Source organism: Clostridium sediminicola (assembly GCF_050402865.1).
Classification (GTDB): domain Bacteria; phylum Bacillota; class Clostridia; order Clostridiales; family Clostridiaceae; genus Clostridium_AF; species Clostridium_AF sediminicola.
Genome location: NZ_BAABMF010000002.1, coordinates 142,593 through 159,610, shown reverse-complemented (window position 1 = coordinate 159,610; position 17,018 = coordinate 142,593). Strand labels below are relative to the sequence as shown.

The window sequence follows — 17,018 nt, the reverse complement described above, 5'->3', positions numbered from 1 at the left end:
GGTATAATAATTAAGTATAGTCAAAAACTATGTTTTAATTCAATATATATAAATTAGATTATTTAACAGTATGTTAAAACATAAAAAAACACATAGCGAGGTCGGTAAAATGGGATTATTTGAAAAACTGTTTGGTACATATAGTGATAGAGAATTAAAAAAATTAGTAGGCACATTAGATAAAATAGATTCATATGAAAGTGAAATGAAAGCTTTATCTGATACTCAATTAAGATTAAAAACTGATGAGTTTAAACAAAGACTATCTAAGGGAGAAACTTTAGATGATATATTAACTGAAGCATTTGCTGTAGTTAGAGAAACATCAGTTAGAGTTCTTGGATTAAGACATTTCAGGGAGCAAATGATGGGTGCCATTGTGCTTCATCAAGGCAGAATATCTGAAATGAAAACTGGTGAAGGTAAGACATTAGTTGCAACACTTCCTGCTTACTTGAATGGATTAACAGGTAATGGAGTACACATTATTACAGTAAATGATTATCTTGCAAGTAGAGATGCCGAAGAAATGGGAAGAATATACGAATTCCTAGGATTAAAAACAGGTGTAATTATTCACGGTTTAAGTAATGAAGAAAGAAGAGAAGCATATAATTGTGATATTACATATGGAACAAATAATGAGTTTGGATTTGACTATTTAAGAGATAACATGGTTATCTATAAAAAAGAAAAAGTTCAGGGAAAACTTAATTTTTGTATTGTAGATGAAGTTGACTCAATTTTAATCGATGAAGCTAGAACACCGCTTATTATATCAGGTGCAGGGGATAAATCAACTGATTTTTATAAGGTAGCAGACTTTTTTGCAAAATCTCTAACTAATGAAGACTATACAGTAGATGAAAAAAGTAATTCTGTAATTTTAACTGATGAAGGTGTAAAGAAAGCTGAAAGTTATTTTCATTTAGATAACTATGCAGATGCTGAAAACATGCAAATACAACATCATGTAGTCCAATCTTTAAAAGGTAATTATATCATGAAGAGAGATATTGATTACATGGTAAAAGATGATGAAGTTATTATAGTTGATGAATTTACTGGAAGGCTTATGGAAGGTAGAAGATATAGTGATGGGCTGCATCAGGCAATTGAAGCAAAAGAAAATGTTAAAATTCAAAAGGAATCAAAAACACTTGCAACAATAACATTCCAAAATTACTTCAGAATGTATGATAAACTATCTGGTATGACAGGAACTGCACAAACAGAAGAAAACGAATTTAGAGAAATATATGGTTTGGATGTAATGGTTATTCCAACTCATGAACCTATAGCAAGAGAAGATTCACCAGATTTGGTTTATAAAACTAAGAATGGAAAGTTAAATGCAATAGTTAATGATATAGCAGAGACGTATGAAAAAGGTCAGCCAGTACTGGTAGGTACTGTTAGTATAGAAACATCAGAATTACTATCTTCATTATTAAAAAGAAAAGGAGTTCCGCATAAAGTTTTAAATGCTAAGTACCATGAAATGGAGGCTGAAATAATTTCACATGCAGGAGTAAAAGGTGGAGTTACAATAGCTACTAATATGGCTGGTCGTGGTACTGATATTAAACTTGAAGAGGGAGTAAAAGAATTAGGAGGATTAAAAGTTATTGGTACTGAAAGACATGAGTCTAGACGTATTGATAATCAGCTTAGAGGTCGTTCAGGACGTCAAGGAGACCCAGGTTTCTCAAGATTCTATGTTTCTCTTGAAGATGATTTGATGAGAATATTTGCATCTGAAAGATTCCAAACTATAGTTGATAAGCTTGGGCTAGAAGATGATGATGTTATTGAAAGTAAAATGGTTTCAAATGCTATAGAAAGCGCTCAAAAGAAAGTTGAAGGCAATAACTTTGATATAAGAAAAAATGTACTTCAATACGATGATGTTATGAATCAACAAAGAGAGGTTATATATAAACAAAGAGCTGAAGTACTTGAAGGGGAAGATTTAAAAGGTCAAGTTGAGAAAATGATTCATGAAGTTATTTCTCAGACAGTTGATACTCATTTATCTGGAGTTGCAGAAGAATTACATACTGAATTAAATAAGTTAATAGCGTATTTAGAAGAAATATGTATTCCTAAAAACATAATCAAAACAGAGGAAATAAAAGGGTTACCTAATGATGAAATAAAGCAAAAGTTAATTAATATAGCTATAAATTTGTATAACGAAAAAGAAGAACAATTTACTTCTGAACAAATGAGAGAAGTTGAAAGAGTTATTCTTTTAAGAGTTGTTGATACAAAATGGATGGCACATATTGATGATATGGATCACTTAAGAAGAGGTATTGGACTGAGAGCATATAGACAGCAAGATCCAGTTCAAGCTTACCAATTTGAAGGTAGTCAAATGTTTGATGCGATGATTTATGGAATAAAAGTAGATACTGTTAAATATTTATTCCATGTTCATATAGAAAAACGTCCTGAAAGAGAAAGAGTAGTTAAGGAAACATATACAAACAGAAGCGATGATTCTGTGAAAAAAGGACCTGTTACAAGAAAAGATAAAAAAGTAGGAAGAAATGAACCATGTCCATGTGGAAGTGGTAGAAAGTATAAAAATTGTTGTGGAAGAAATCAATAATTTATAGTTTTGAAAGGTGTGAAATAAATGGATGGGCTAGATGAATTTTTAAGTATTATTCAACAGCTAAAAGGAGAACTAGATGAAGTGAGGGTTTCACTTTGACATAACTGGTATAGAAATTAGAATAGATGAACTTGAGAAAAATATGCAGGAACCAGACTTTTGGTCTGACATTGAGAATGCGCAAATGATTTCTCAAGAAACAAAAAATTTAAAAAACAAACTTCAAAGATATACTTTAGTAAAAGATAAGATTGAAGATACAGAAATTTTGATAGAATTAAGTAATGAAGAAGAAGATTTAACATCTTTAAATGAAATAAAAAATGATATAAAAACTTTGAAAAATAGCATTGAGAATTTTAAAATTGAGATTCTTTTATCAGGTGAATATGATAAAAATAATGCTATTATGACTCTTCATGCTGGAGCTGGTGGATCAGATGCTCAAGACTGGAATGAAATGCTTTTAAGAATGTATTCAAGATGGGCTGAAAGCAAGGGATATAGTTTAGAAACGTTGGAATATATTCCTGATACAGAAGCTGGAGTTAAGAGTGCCACAATTAAGGTTACTGGTGAACATGCTTATGGATATTTAAAAGCAGAAAAAGGGATTCATCGATTAGTTAGAATATCACCCTTCAACGCTAATGGAAAGAGACAGACATCTTTTGCGGCCGTTGAAGTTCTTCCTGAACTAACAAAGGATCAAGATATTGAAATTAAATCGGAAGATTTAAAAGTTGATACCTATAGAGCTAGTGGCGCTGGTGGCCAACATATAAATAAAACGGAGTCAGCGGTAAGAATAACTCATATTCCAACAGGTATAGTTGTTCAGTGTCAGAATCAGCGAAGTCAGCATTCTAATAGAGAAACAGCTCTCAATATGTTGAAGGCAAAGTTAGTAGAGATAAAAGAAAGAGAACATAAAGAACGAATTGAGGATTTATCTGGTAATCTAATGGAAAATGCTTGGGGAAGCCAGATAAGATCTTATGTATTCCATCCATATAGTATGGTGAAAGATCATAGAACTGGAGCAGAATCGGGAAATGTTCATGCCGTAATGGATGGAGATTTAGATTTGTTTATTACTGAGTATTTAAGACAAAAATAAAATGGATGAACTAATTCAACTAAACAATAACACAAGTTCAAAACTCATGGATGCCTGAGATTTGGAACTTGTGTTATTTAAGTTTCACTGGATTATATACAAAATTGCGTATTTGGTTTTATTTATTTTGAAATAAATTTTTAAAGAAAATTATAATTATTATAAAGATGCTGATTGACATTATTTCTTTGTAATAAAGTAATAAGGGGTTCCCTTTATAGGCATATTTAATTATTTCTTTTGAAGCGACATTATAACATCTATAAATATTCTCTAAACTAATATTTTCTACGGTATCATTTGGTGTGTGTATAAGTGAAAGGTCATTGTCGCAAAAAGTAATAGCATCAATATTTTTTTCTCTAAAAGATTTGTGATCTGAAGAGTTTTGAAACAAATAATTATATTTTACATCTTCATCAGCACACGTTCCAGTTACAGAGCGCATAAATAGATTCGTTTCATTATCATTTATACCTCCCATTATGCTAAGAGGGACTGCATTATTAGAGCCAATCATATCAAAATTAAAAACTTTACTTCTAAGAATGTTATCTTTATATTTTTCAACAAAGGCTTCTGAACCTAAACAACCGAATTCTTCAGCATTGAATGCTACAAATAAAATATCTCTTTTAGGAGTTCCTAAAGAATTTACATAATTTATTAGTTCTAAAATAAATGATGTTCCGGAAGCGTTATCAAGAGCACCTGAGTAAATATTGTTATCCAAATCTACTCCTAAATGATCAAAGTGAGCAGTTATTATAATTGGATCTTTATTTGATTCACCTGGGATAAGGCCCATAATATTTCTAGCAGTTGTTTCTGAAATTTCATATGGAATAAAACAATTAATATAGTATCCGTTGTTTATATAATCTTTTATAGAGGTTAACGCAGTATCAGAAAGTACTATGGCCATACTCCAAGGGGAATCATGCATAAAGGAACTTCTGAAGTTAAGATTATGTTCTTGAGATGAGTATAACAAAAAATAATCTTTGCCTGTATTAGCTTGAAGCATGTTTTCTCTCATGAAAATTTCAGAATTTTTAGAAAAAGTAAATGTATTATTTTTGAAATTTATCATATCCTCTTTAAAATCTTTTCCATATGAAAATTCTTCGATTTTATTACCTTTTCCATCAGAAACGAATAAATAAGGTTCTCCATCAATTTTTTTTGGAAAACTTGTATTAAATGAATCTGTGTATTCACCCATAAATGGCTTTAAATCATTTTCAATAAATTTTAATTTAATGTATTCTTCAATTTCTTTATTTTCTATAGTTCCAGTTAACCTACCCTTAAAATAATCAGAGGAAATATATTTAATATTTTCATATGTGTTTTCAACATTAAAACTATGTATAGAAGAATTTACTCCATAACTAAGCGTAAACATTAATAATGCAAAAGATAAAATAATTTGATTTAATAATCTTTTCATAAAAAGCTCCTTATAAAGTTTTTTTATATAGTTTATGCCTATGCAGGCTTCCATTATGATGAAATAATGGACTTTTTAACTTTTATGGTATAAAATAATGTAAGCTAAGGACAGATAATCTGCTGTGAACTTTGAACTGTCAACTAATCATTATCGTAAGGATGTGTTAAGATGAGTATTATAGTAAACAAATTAGTTAAAGAATTTAATATTTCAAAAAAACAGATAGAGAATGTATTGGCTCTACTAGATGATGGAAATACTGTTCCATTTATTGCTAGATACAGAAAAGAAAAAACTGGTGGATTAGATGACGAGATACTAAGAAACTTGTATGAGAGACTAACATACCTTAGAAACTTAGAAGATAGAAAAAGTGATGTTATTAGAATTATTGAAGAACAAGAGAAGTTAACAGATGAACTTAGGATGAGTATAGAGAATTCGGAGACATTAACTGAAGTTGAAGATTTATATAGACCTTATAAAGCAAAGAAAAGAACAAGAGCAACAATTGCAGTGGAAAAGGGATTAAAACCGTTAGCAGCGGTAATATATAGTGGTGAATTCAAGGAAGATTTAGAAAAATTAGCTGCTGAATTTATTAATGAAGAAAATGAAGTGAATTCTGTTGAAGATGCTTTTAAAGGAGCAAAGGATATAATTGCTGAAATGATATCAGATGAAGCGGAATATAGAAAATGGATAAGAGATTTTGTTAGAAAAACAGGCAAGATTAAGTCTTCCGGAGATAGTAAAGAAACGAATCCATATGAAATGTATTATAATTATGAAGAACCAGTTATAAAAATACCATCTCATAGAATACTTGCTATAAATAGAGGGGAAAAAGAAAAAATTCTTTCTGTTAAAATAGAGGCTGACATAGAAAGAATCCTTGGATATTTAAAAAAGAATTCTCTGAAAAATAATGATATTACAGATAAATATATTGAAGAAAGTGCAGCTGATTCACTAAAAAGATTGATTTATCCATCTATTGAAAGAGAAATTAGATCAGAACTTACTGACAAAGGGGAAGAAGGGGCTATAGGTATCTTTAAAGCCAATTTAAAGGCTTTATTAATGCAAGCACCCATTAAGGGTAATGTTGTATTAGGTTATGACCCTGGCTTCAGAACCGGCTGTAAAATTGCTGTATTAGATGAAACAGGAAAACTATTAGATATAGCAACTGTTTATGCGACAGCTCCACAAAATGATGTAAAAGGTTCTATTAAAAAATTAAAAGAATTAGTATATAAACATGGAGTACAGGTTATTTCTCTTGGAAACGGTACTGCTAGTAGAGAGTCAGAAGAAGTTATCGCTCAATTGATAAAAGAAGTTAGAGAAGAAAAAGGTGTTAATCTTTCTTATGTTATAGTTTCAGAAGCAGGAGCATCAGTATACTCAGCATCAAAATTAGCATCTAAAGAATATCCAGATATAGATGTTTCTATTAGAGGAGCTATATCTATTTCTAGAAGACTACAGGATCCTCTAGCTGAACTTGTGAAAATTGATCCAAAATCAATAGGAGTTGGCCAGTATCAGCATGATGTTACACAGAAGAAACTAGATGAATCATTAAAAGGTGTAGTTGAAGATTCGGTAAATAGTGTAGGGGTAGATTTAAACATAGCAACACCAGCTTTGCTATCATATATATCAGGAATATCATCTTCTATTGCAGATAATATAGTAGCATATAGAGAAGAGAATGGTAAATTTACTACTAGGAAGCAGCTTTTAAAAGTTAAAAGACTTGGACCAAAAGCTTTTGAGCAATGTGCTGGTTTCCTAAGAGTACCAGAGAGTAAAGAAGTACTTGATAATACAGCAGTTCATCCAGAATCATATAAAGCAACCAAAGCTTTGTTAGCTACTTTGAAATATCAAGAGAACCAAATAGGTAAAGAAGATATTAGTATTATAGATAAAACTGCTGAACTTTATGGCTTAGAAAAATTATCTGAAAGTATAGGAATTGGAGTTCCAACTTTAAAAGATATATTAAAAGAAATTAAAAAGCCAGGTAGAGATCCTAGAGAAGAATTACCAAAACCAATACTTAAACAAGGGGTTATTGAAATGAATCAATTAAAACCGGGTATGGTTCTTGCAGGCACTGTTAGAAATGTTGCAGATTTTGGTGCATTTGTAGATATAGGAGTGCATCAAGATGGTTTGGTACATATTAGTCAATTATCAGACTCATTTGTAAAGCATCCACTTGATATTGTTAAAGTAGGTGATGTGGTGAATGTAGAAATTATTGATGTTGATGAAAAAAGAGGAAGAATATCATTATCAATGAAAAATATTAAACAATAAAAGCTTGATTATAACGAAAAGAGTTGTTATAATTATCTTATAAAATAGAATAAAATATCTTCAGGGCAGGGTGAAATTCCCGACCGGCGGTTATAGTCCGCGAGCCGAAAGGCTGACTTGGTGAAACTCCAAGACCGACAGTAAAGTCTGGATGGTAGAGGGTATAAGTATAATTATGTTATTACGTCCTGATGTTTATCGTCAGGACTTTTTTATTTATACTAACCTCTAATTTTATAGGTAAACCTTGCGTAAACTTAATCTATACATGTATAAAATCACAGGTATTAATGAGTTTTGGACTTGCATAGATTAATAGTTGAAGTGGCTTATCCTTATTTTCTTGAAGAATAAAAAATTAGGAGGGTTTTGCACATGAAAAATATTAAATTAAACAGAATGGTTAAAATTTCATTATTATCGGTTATGGCGTTTTTATTAATGTTTATCGACGTTCCACTTCCAATTTTCCCGGCTTTCTTGAAAATTGATATAAGTGATCTTCCAGCATTATTAGGGGCATTTGCAATGGGGCCTATAGCCGGAGTTGCAATTGAATTATTTAAGAACATACTTATTTTAATTCTTAAAGGAACTTCATCAGGATTTGTTGGAGAATTTGCTAACTTTACAGTAGGTGCAATTTTTGTTTTAGTTTCTGGTTATATATATAAATTGAATAAAACTAAGAAAATGGCAATCATAAGTTTATTTGCAGGAGTTTTGGCATTTTCAATAGGTGCAACAGTATTAAATTATTTTGTATTCTTACCTTTATATTCAGTTGCATTTAAGATGCCTGTAGAAGCATTCATTGGAATGGGAGCTGCGGTAAATTCGAATATAGATAGTTTATTAGATTTTGTATTACTTTCAATTTTACCTTTCAATTTATTAAAAGGTGTAGTAGTTGCAGCTATAACAATACCTGTATACAAATCTGTTTCGGGTTATCTTCAAAGTGAAGAGTTAACAGCTGATCAAAAGAAAACAGCATATAGATAATATTGAGACTGTTTATACACTTGGTGTATAAACAGTCTTTTTGCATTTATTAATAAGAAGTTTTCATATAATTATATAGAATCTATATATACCATAGATAGAACTATTGGATGGTGGCATGGTTTTTGCTAAATTAATTCAAAAGGAGGTTTTACAAATGAATAATTTTGAGTTAAAGAAAGTGCAAATTGATAACGGAGAAACACTTGGCTATAGAGAATGCGGTAGAGGCGATAAAACATTGGTACTCATTCATGGGAATATGACATCTTCTAAACATTGGGATATAGTAATGGAAAAGCTTGAGAATGATTTTAAAATTTATGCTATTGACTTAAGAGGTTTTGGTGTATCTACGTATAATAAAGCTATAGATTCACTTAAGGATTTCTCGGAAGATGTTAAAATGTTTGTAGATAAGCTTGACATTAAATGCTTTGCACTTGCAGGATGGTCTACTGGTGGGGGTGTTGCATTGCATTTTGCAGCTGATTATCCTGATTATGTAGAAAAACTAGTATTAATAGAATCTGTTGGAATAACAGGTTACCCAATTTTTAAGAAAGATAAAAAAGGACAACCAATAATTGGTGAATTCTTAAGAACAAAAGAAGAGATAGCTAAAGATCCTATACAAGTAGTACCTATATTAAATGCCATTAAAAATAGAGATAAAAAAACTTATAGGGTTGTTTGGAATGCATTGATTTATACAAAAAATAGGCCAGTAGAAGAAAAATACGAAGAATATCTTGATGATATGTTAACACAAAGAAATCTAGTAGACGTAGATTACGCTTTAACTAGGTTTAATATATCAAATATACACAATGGTGTTGTAGAAGGCACTGGAGATATTGAAAAAATAAAAGTTCCTACTATAGTATTCCAAGGAGATAGGGATCTAGTAGTACCAAGACGAATGGGAGAAGAAATAGCCGCAGCTTTGGGTGAAGAAGCAAAGCTAGTAATTTTAGAGGATTCAGGACATTCTCCATTTATAGACTGCCTTGAGAAGGTGGTTAGTTCCATTAAAGAATTTTTATAGAAGGCATATAAAATGTTATAGTAAAGCAATAATTATAAAGAGTAAACTTGCTATTTTAACCAATTCAATTTCTGTTATTTAAATATTTTTTAGTATTAACAGTGATGTTTTACGTACTTTTTTCTTAGATTTTTTGCCTAATTTGTTTATTATATAATATTCAACTTATGAATAAAAAAGAGTGGATTATAACCCTTTGTATGGGATGATCCACTCTTTTTTAAGATGCTTGTTTTCATATAATTATTTGAATTCTATTTACACCTTCAACAAAGGCTATACTATCAACTCGCATATATATATTCGATAGCGATAGCCATTTTCATTTTTGATTAAATATTTTTATGAATTGTTAGACAAATTCATGTACGGTTCTGTCGAAGAGCGTGTGAGGCGACGCACATGTTTACTCAAGCTAAGTGAATAATTTAGTTTGCTAATAGGAAGACGTACACTTGGATTAATATCTGAACTAAAGTACTTGCTCAATGTTATCATCCTTTCTAAAAGATATTGTTATATGTAGAATTTTATCATATAACTGGAAAGAGTTTTTTTAAGTCACTAATAAGTTGTCATACCTTAAAAAGCTTAATAGAGGGAATAATATTTTTGTTTTTGGGTGAATAGTAACAATAAATACAATACATGTAACATTTACCTTGATTATTGTTACACTTATGTTTTTAAGTGTAGGAGTTAATGCCAGTAATGTTTCTGATCCTTTAGAAAATTGGGGGACTGGTAATGGCACTTTTGGAGAAAAATGGGGAAAATTCAGTGGTAGCGATGGTGATTTCTTCTCACCTCAAGGTATTGCATGTGGCGATAATGGAGAAGTTTATACTGTTGATACTTTACTCAACAGAGTAATCAAATTTGTTCCATAAACACTTATTAAGTATCTTTTAAGAGAGTATTTTAAGTGCTCTCTTATTTTTGAAAATAATAATGTAACATAATATAAAAATGTAACAACCTTGTTACATTAGTTGAAAAGCAGGCTTGATTCACATTTGGGAAAATGTTTTGATAATATAATCAATAAAAGGTATATAATCATATGAAACGCTATAGAAAAGAGCGGGCTAGTACTTATCTATATTTAAAAATATATTGGTATAATAATTGCTACCAATGTATTGTATAGATTTATGTGAAAGGAGGATAGCTTTTGTAATAATAAAATCAAAAGGAGGAGTATTATGAAAATAGGTGATAAAAGAACAGGTATTTTTTTAGTTATTACATCTCTTTGGGTATTTATTACTATTAGTGGATGGGTGGGTACTTGGTTTATTGGTATGATTTCTAGTGTTATTTTAATGTTGCTTTATATGATGTTAGGTGCATCTAAGGAAGGAAAGCTAAATAAAAAATTGTTTTTGTATCCATTATTGTCATGGGCAGTTTTATGGAGTGTAGGCTTTTATTTTTCAAAATATTATGCAGAAGTTTTTGCTGGTAAAATGCCTAGTTTCACAATATTGGGTCTTCATCCTTCTTTTTCTTTTATAATTTTAACATATTGGATTGGTGGAGTACTTACACTGACAGTAGGATTTTATTTCTTTTCTGATAGTTGGCTATCCGATGAAGATTGGAATAATTTTAAAAAGAAAATTCAATCAATTAATAGTTCAAAGGAGGAAAGTTAGATGACCAGTGGAGTTAAGTATTTGATAATGTTCTTTTCTGTTGGAATGATTGTAGTGTCTTTCTTAATAGGATGGGCTGCAAAGAAAAAAGCTTCTGATGCTCAATCTTTTTTTGGGGGCACAGCACTTTTTGGCCCATTAACTGTTAGTTTATCTACCATAGCAGCAGTTGCAAGTGCATTTGCAATAGTTGGTGTTCCAGGTATTATTTATTCATTTGGTAATACCATGGGGTTATGGATGTTATCATCGTCAGCATTTGCAATGGCTTACTTAGCAATTGGTAAAAAAATCAGAGCAATGGCAGAAGTAGGTCCAATAGCAAGTTTAGGGGATATATCTGACCTAAGATTTAATAGGCACAGAGGCATTAAGGCCACATTATCTGTAGTGCTTTTCTTGGGTGCGATAGCATATTTAGCGTCTCAAATAAGTGCTGTATCAACATTGTTTGCTCATTTGCTAGGATGGAGTCCAATGTTGGCAGGCTTTTGCATCTTCGGTATTCTTACAATATACACAGCTATAAGTGGAGAGGTGGGTGGAGTTCTCACACAGGCTTTCCAAGGATTGGTAATGGTAGTGGCCGGAATAATTATGATTATAGCCTTCTTCTCAATTACTGGAGGATTCCAAAATGTTGTTGAAGTTGTTTCAAACGCAGGAAATATTACAGCAAATGTTGATGGACAAGAGGTTACCAAAGCATTTAGTCCGGGTATGCTAGATGCTTGGGGAATACTTCCGGGTTCAATTGCTATGACATGGATGTTCATCCCTATCCTTGGAACAATGGGACAGCCCCAAGTATTAACAAGAATGTATGCATTGAAGAATCCAAAGGATATGCCAAAACTGGGATTATATGCAGCGATAGGACATATGATTGTGGGTCTATTTGCAGTAACAATGGCATATGCAGCCCTTTATCTTGTTGGTAAGGGAAGTATTCCTCCATTATTAAAGGGAGATAAGGCAATATTTGCTGTTGCTGACCATGTTGGAGTATATGCTCAATTATTTGTATATACGGCAATACTTGCAGCATCAATGTCCACAGCTAGTATGTTTTTAACTCTATCATCTAATATCATTTCAAGGGATTTACCAAGTGCTCTGGGTAAAGAATTAGACGCTAAAAAGCAACTGAAAGTTTCAAGAGTTACTACTTTTATAATAGGTATATTTGCTATAATGTTTGCATTAACAAGTGGAGAAGCTGTGGCTATATTAGGTACATTTGGATGGGGTACATTAATGTCAGCTACTTTCCCAGTTTTTATAACAGGGTTGTTATGGAAAAAAGCAAGCAGTCAAGGAGTATTTTCAGGTTTGATAACTGCTTTAGTACTTAATGTTACTGCTCTTGTTCTAAATAGAAATGGATTTAAATGGCCTGGTGGTTTGCCTTGGTATGTTAACGTAATCTGTGCTGCATTGGTAGTAACAGTGGTTGTTTCGTTATTTACTAAAGGAGCTACAGGTGATGAGCTTGATAAGAAAGTTGAGGCTGTAATAGATTTATAGAGTTTTATAATAGTTTAAGCCTCATCATATGGGGCTTTTTCTCCAAAATTTTAAATCGTAAGCTGATAAGAAAAGCCCAATTTATGCTTTCGTGGTAAAATTGGGCTTTTCTTATCAGCTATTATTTAACTTTCAGATTCACAGTTTTTAAGCTTTCTATAAAGTGTCATTCTTTTTATACTTAGCATTTCAGCCGCCTTTGACTTATTATAATTACACATTTCTAAGGTGTCTTTAATTATCTTAAGTTCGATTTCTTTTAAGATATTATTTAAAGAGCCATTCTTAGACAATAAATCAGAGGAATTATATGAGCTTGCAATATTTTTAAGGTTACTTTCCAATATATTATTAGGTATTGAAGATTTTAAAACCTTATCTCCAGAAGCAATAACCATTAGGCGATAGACAATGTTTTTTAACTCTCTAACATTTCCAGGCCAATTATAATTAGTTAATATTGATATAACTTCATTAGAGAATTCTTTATGGATTTCATACTCTTGATAAAATAAAGTTCTGAAATTTTCCAATAAAAGTGGAATATCTTCAGGTCTTTCACGGAGTGAAGGTATGTTTAAATTTAATACATTTAGTCTATAGTACAAGTCAGCTCTAAACTTCTTTTCATCTACTTTTTTTACTAGATCATGGTTTGTTGCTGCAATAATTCTTACGTCAACATTAATGGATTTGTTGCTACCAATCTTCTGAATTTGGTTTTCTTGTAGGGTCCTTAAAAGTTTAGACTGCATATTGATAGGTAAGTCACCAATCTCATCCAAAAATATTGTTCCTCCCTGAGCTAATTCGAATTTTCCTACTTTCCCAGATTTATTAGCCCCAGTAAATGAACCACCTTCATAACCAAAGAGCTCTGACTCAAGTAAAGTTTCTGGTATGGCAGCGCAATTAATGCTTACAAAGGGCTTAGTCATTCTCTTGCTATAATTGTGAATAGAATGGGCAAATAGTTCCTTACCAACACCACTTTCGCCAATTATCAATACTGGTAAGTCTGTTTGAGCAAAGGCTTGTGCCCTAGTTTTCAAGTTTTTTATCAGTGAAGAATGAGTAATTATATCATCAAATGAGTATTTTGCACTGAAGCTAGAGTTGGTTTTAATCTTGTTACTATTGTTTATTGGATTTATAGAACTGATTATAGAATTCCTAATATTATTAGAGCTTGATAGTGTTTCAATATTATCTAAAACTATTATTCCAGCTCCACCTATAACTTTATCACCATCAAAAATAGCAATTCTATCAACAATAGATTCCTTTCCATTTGCAAACTTATGATTATGTCCTATTTCTGATATTCCAGTTTTAAGGATTGTTGGAAGCCGAGTTGTATGATCGATTTCCGAAAGATGCTTACCTACTACATCTGATAAAGGTATATCTAGGTAGTTTAAAAAAGCTTGATTCATTACAATAACTCTACAATTGGCATCAACAAAATTTATTGGCAGGGGAAGTTTATTAAATAAGGAAGATGGAATGCTTTTGAAAAATTTATCAATACTATTTTCATAATTAAATTCATACATCCAATCACCTCCGAAACTTAGTTAATTTCCTTAATTATATCACAAACTTAATCCCAATTAAATGTAAATAATGCAACCAATGTAACATTTGTGATAATTGTAACAATTAAATATATTATTCTTTAAGATAAGATTTATGCTTTTGTTTTGAAAGGAAGTCTTCTGAAGAGTAACCAATTGTTACAACATAGATAATTGGAGAAGTTGGTTTTAAAAATTAAACTTAATAAAATATTCCCCACATATAGTGAAGTCATTTAATAAATATGCTATTTAAGCCAGGTACACCTTAGTATAAAGAATATTATTTTTTAGTACAACTATGAAAAGTGGCATGATTAATGCTTAAAAAGTAAGGGGGAAGTTTTAGTATACTTCAGTGAGTTCCTAGTTGATTTTTTAGTCTTAGTGTTCATGTCTCAAAACTTTGACATGAAGTCATTTTAAAATTTTTCTAAATCTACAAAGGGGGAGAAAAGATGAGAGTTATTGGTATTTCAGGTAGTCCTAGAGAAGAAGGAAACACAGAATTTTTTATTAAAGCAGCATTGCAACAATTAGAAAACAAAGGAATTAGCGTTGAGTTAATAAGACTTAAAGATAAGAAAATCAATGAGTGTAGTGGATGTTATTCCTGCACAAAGAAGAAGGAATGTAGAATAAAAGATGATTTTCAAGAAGTGTTTAAAAAAATGATAGAAGCAGATGGAATTATATTGGGATCGCCAGTCTATCATTCATCTATTACACCTAAATTAAAGGCATTATTAGATAGAGCGGGTTTTCTTGGGCGATGGGTATCTAATGAAATGAAGAATGAATCAGATAGTTATGAATGGAATGGTACTGCTTTTTCAGGTAAGATTGTTGCACCAATAACAGTGGCAAGAAGAGCTGGACAAAATTTCACCTTTGCACAGCTACTATTGTGGGCTACAGTAAATGACTGTATTGTAGTAGGGTCTCATTATTGGAATGTAGGCGTTGCTGGAAAAGGTGGGAACATAGATGCTGATAAAGATATGGAAGGAATAGGAATTATGGAGCATTTAGGGGATAATATTGCCCATGTGATTAAGCGATTAAAGAAATAATTTATAAAAGGGGGAATTTAAATGAAAAATACTGGATGGATAGGAAATTATTCTTATTTTAGGTCAAGGATATCATCAGAAAAAGAAGCGATTTATGATATGGATAATCATATGCATTATACTTATGGAGATTTGGATAATAGATCAAATATTGTAGCTAATTATATGGCTGAAAAACTAGGTATAAAAAAAGGGGATAGGGTGTCGTTTATTTCCAGAAACGGTATAGAATTGTTTGATGCATATTATGCTACTGCTAAGGTAGGTGCAATTCTTGTACCATATAATGCACGATTATCTGTTGATGAATTAGAACAACTAATAAAAAATGAGACTCCCAAAATTTTATTTTATGAAGAAAGCTTTAAATATATTATAGAAGACTTAAAGAAAAGAGTAGATATTAATCAATATATTGTTTTATCAAATGGAAAACCAGAAAATAATGACCTACATTATGAGGAAGTACTTGACTATGAAAATAATGTTGAGAGATATTGTACAGATCTGGATTTAGAGGATATTCATATGATTATCCATACTGGAGGAACAACTGGTTTACCAAAGGGAGGAATGATTTCTCATAGAGCAATGTTATTTAACTCAATGAATGAAGTATTGACATGGGGAATATCCCATAGTGATAGTGCTCACATTTTACTTCCACTATTTCATACTGGTGGATGGAATTTGCTCACATTGCCGATATTGCATGCAGGTGGAAGGATTATCATCAATAAACAATTTGATCCCCAATTAGCATTAAAAATTATAAATGATGAAAGACCAACCTTTATATTTGGAGCTGCTACGATCTTTAGGATGATGATCAATTTACCAGAATTTAAAACAACAGATTTTTCATCTGTAAAATGGGTAATGGCAGGTGCTGCTCCTACTCCAATCAATATTATGGAAAGATTCTGGGAAAGAGGAATTCGATTTGTATTAGGTTATGGTATGACGGAAGCAGGCCCTAATAACCTTACGGCTCCAGCAGAATTTATGACATTTGAACAAATGCAGCGTAAATATCAGTCTGTTGGTAAGCCTATGTACTTTACACAAGCAAAAATTGTAGACAATGAAGGTAGAGAAGTAGGAGTAGATGAATCTGGAGAACTAATTTGGAGTGGGCCACAGATTTTCTCAGGATATTGGAATAATGAGGAGGAAACTGCAAAAACCATAAAAAATGGATGGGTATATACTGGTGATATGGCGAAAAAAGATGAAGATGGATTTTATTATATCGTTGGAAGAAAGAAAAACATGTTTATAAGTGGTGGCGAAAATGTCTTTCCACCAGAAATAGAGAGAGTATTATATGATATTGAAGAAGTTCATGAAGTATGTGTCATTGGTGTACCTGATGAAAATTGGGGAGAAGTGGGGAAGGCCGTGATTGTCTTAAAATCAGATAGTAAAATTACAAAAGAAGAAATATTAAATCATTTAAGAAGTAAATTGGCACATTATAAAATTCCTAAATATATACAGATTATTGAAGAACTTCCCAAGAACAATGTAGGTAAAATTGTAACGGCAACTGTGATGAAACTTTATGGAAAAGCACAGGACTAGGAAGGAGAAACTG

The 17,018-nt window shown here is 31.3% G+C and carries 12 protein-coding genes and 1 riboswitch; of the genes, 10 read left to right on the top strand and 2 right to left on the bottom strand.

Annotated elements, in window-relative coordinates:
- Positions 1-109 precede the first annotated feature (109 nt).
- Positions 110-2,617, top strand: coding sequence for a preprotein translocase subunit SecA (secA, locus tag ACQ3F0_RS04480; protein ID WP_428863878.1), 2,508 nt, complete (start codon positions 110-112; stop codon positions 2,615-2,617).
- Between the two features lie 27 nt (positions 2,618-2,644).
- Positions 2,645-3,743 (top strand): peptide chain release factor 2 gene (gene prfB, locus ACQ3F0_RS04475; protein WP_428863877.1). Its coding sequence is split into 2 segments (ribosomal slippage): positions 2,645-2,707 and positions 2,709-3,743, totalling 1,098 coding nucleotides; the frame shifts between segments, so codons are not numbered across the junction.
- Between the two features lie 118 nt (positions 3,744-3,861).
- Here the strand turns inward: prfB and ACQ3F0_RS04470 are convergent.
- A complete protein-coding gene (locus ACQ3F0_RS04470) occupies positions 3,862-5,196 on the bottom strand; it encodes a M28 family metallopeptidase (RefSeq protein ID WP_428863876.1) in 1,335 nt (444 codons plus the stop codon).
- A 171-nt stretch (positions 5,197-5,367) separates the two neighbouring features.
- Between ACQ3F0_RS04470 and ACQ3F0_RS04465 the strand changes: the two genes are divergently transcribed.
- The 6 genes from ACQ3F0_RS04465 to ACQ3F0_RS04440 all read left to right on the top strand — a co-directional run bounded on the left by ACQ3F0_RS04465 (position 5,368) and on the right by ACQ3F0_RS04440 (position 12,771).
- Entirely contained in the window at positions 5,368-7,533 is a 2,166-nt protein-coding gene (locus ACQ3F0_RS04465) for a Tex family protein (protein WP_428863875.1), read from the top strand.
- Positions 7,534-7,585: 52 nt separating this feature from the next.
- Positions 7,586-7,700, top strand: a riboswitch (FMN riboswitch).
- A gap of 208 nt (positions 7,701-7,908) precedes the next feature.
- Entirely contained in the window at positions 7,909-8,538 is a 630-nt protein-coding gene (locus tag ACQ3F0_RS04460) for an ECF transporter S component (RefSeq protein WP_428863874.1), read from the top strand.
- 157 nt (positions 8,539-8,695) lie between these two features.
- On the top strand, positions 8,696-9,586 hold the full coding sequence (gene phaZ / locus ACQ3F0_RS04455; protein ID WP_428863873.1) for an intracellular short-chain-length polyhydroxyalkanoate depolymerase: 891 nt from the start codon (positions 8,696-8,698) through the stop codon (positions 9,584-9,586).
- A 680-nt stretch (positions 9,587-10,266) separates the two neighbouring features.
- On the top strand, positions 10,267-10,476 hold the full coding sequence (locus ACQ3F0_RS04450; RefSeq protein ID WP_428863871.1) for a hypothetical protein: 210 nt from the start codon (positions 10,267-10,269) through the stop codon (positions 10,474-10,476).
- 315 nt (positions 10,477-10,791) lie between these two features.
- Entirely contained in the window at positions 10,792-11,244 is a 453-nt protein-coding gene (locus tag ACQ3F0_RS04445) for a hypothetical protein (RefSeq protein WP_428863870.1), read from the top strand.
- The gene (locus ACQ3F0_RS04440) at positions 11,245-12,771 is read left to right on the top strand and encodes a sodium:solute symporter family transporter (protein WP_428863869.1); all 1,527 of its coding nucleotides are present in this window, start codon (positions 11,245-11,247) and stop codon (positions 12,769-12,771) included.
- Positions 12,772-12,896: 125 nt separating this feature from the next.
- Here ACQ3F0_RS04440 and ACQ3F0_RS04435 read toward each other — a convergent pair whose 3' ends face one another.
- Positions 12,897-14,327 (bottom strand): sigma-54 interaction domain-containing protein, encoded by a 1,431-nt coding sequence (locus ACQ3F0_RS04435; RefSeq protein WP_428863867.1) that lies wholly within the window; start codon positions 14,325-14,327, stop codon positions 12,897-12,899.
- A 479-nt stretch (positions 14,328-14,806) separates the two neighbouring features.
- On the opposite strand from ACQ3F0_RS04435, the gene ACQ3F0_RS04430 reads away from it, so the two are divergent.
- Together ACQ3F0_RS04430 and ACQ3F0_RS04425 are read left to right on the top strand one after the other, a co-directional pair.
- Positions 14,807-15,421 carry a flavodoxin family protein gene (locus tag ACQ3F0_RS04430; RefSeq protein ID WP_428863866.1) on the top strand — a complete coding sequence of 205 codons (615 nt, stop codon included), beginning with the start codon at positions 14,807-14,809 and terminating at the stop codon, positions 15,419-15,421.
- 21 nt (positions 15,422-15,442) lie between these two features.
- On the top strand, positions 15,443-17,005 hold the full coding sequence (locus ACQ3F0_RS04425) for an AMP-binding protein (RefSeq protein WP_428863865.1): 1,563 nt from the start codon (positions 15,443-15,445) through the stop codon (positions 17,003-17,005).
- Positions 17,006-17,018: the final 13 nt, after the last annotated feature.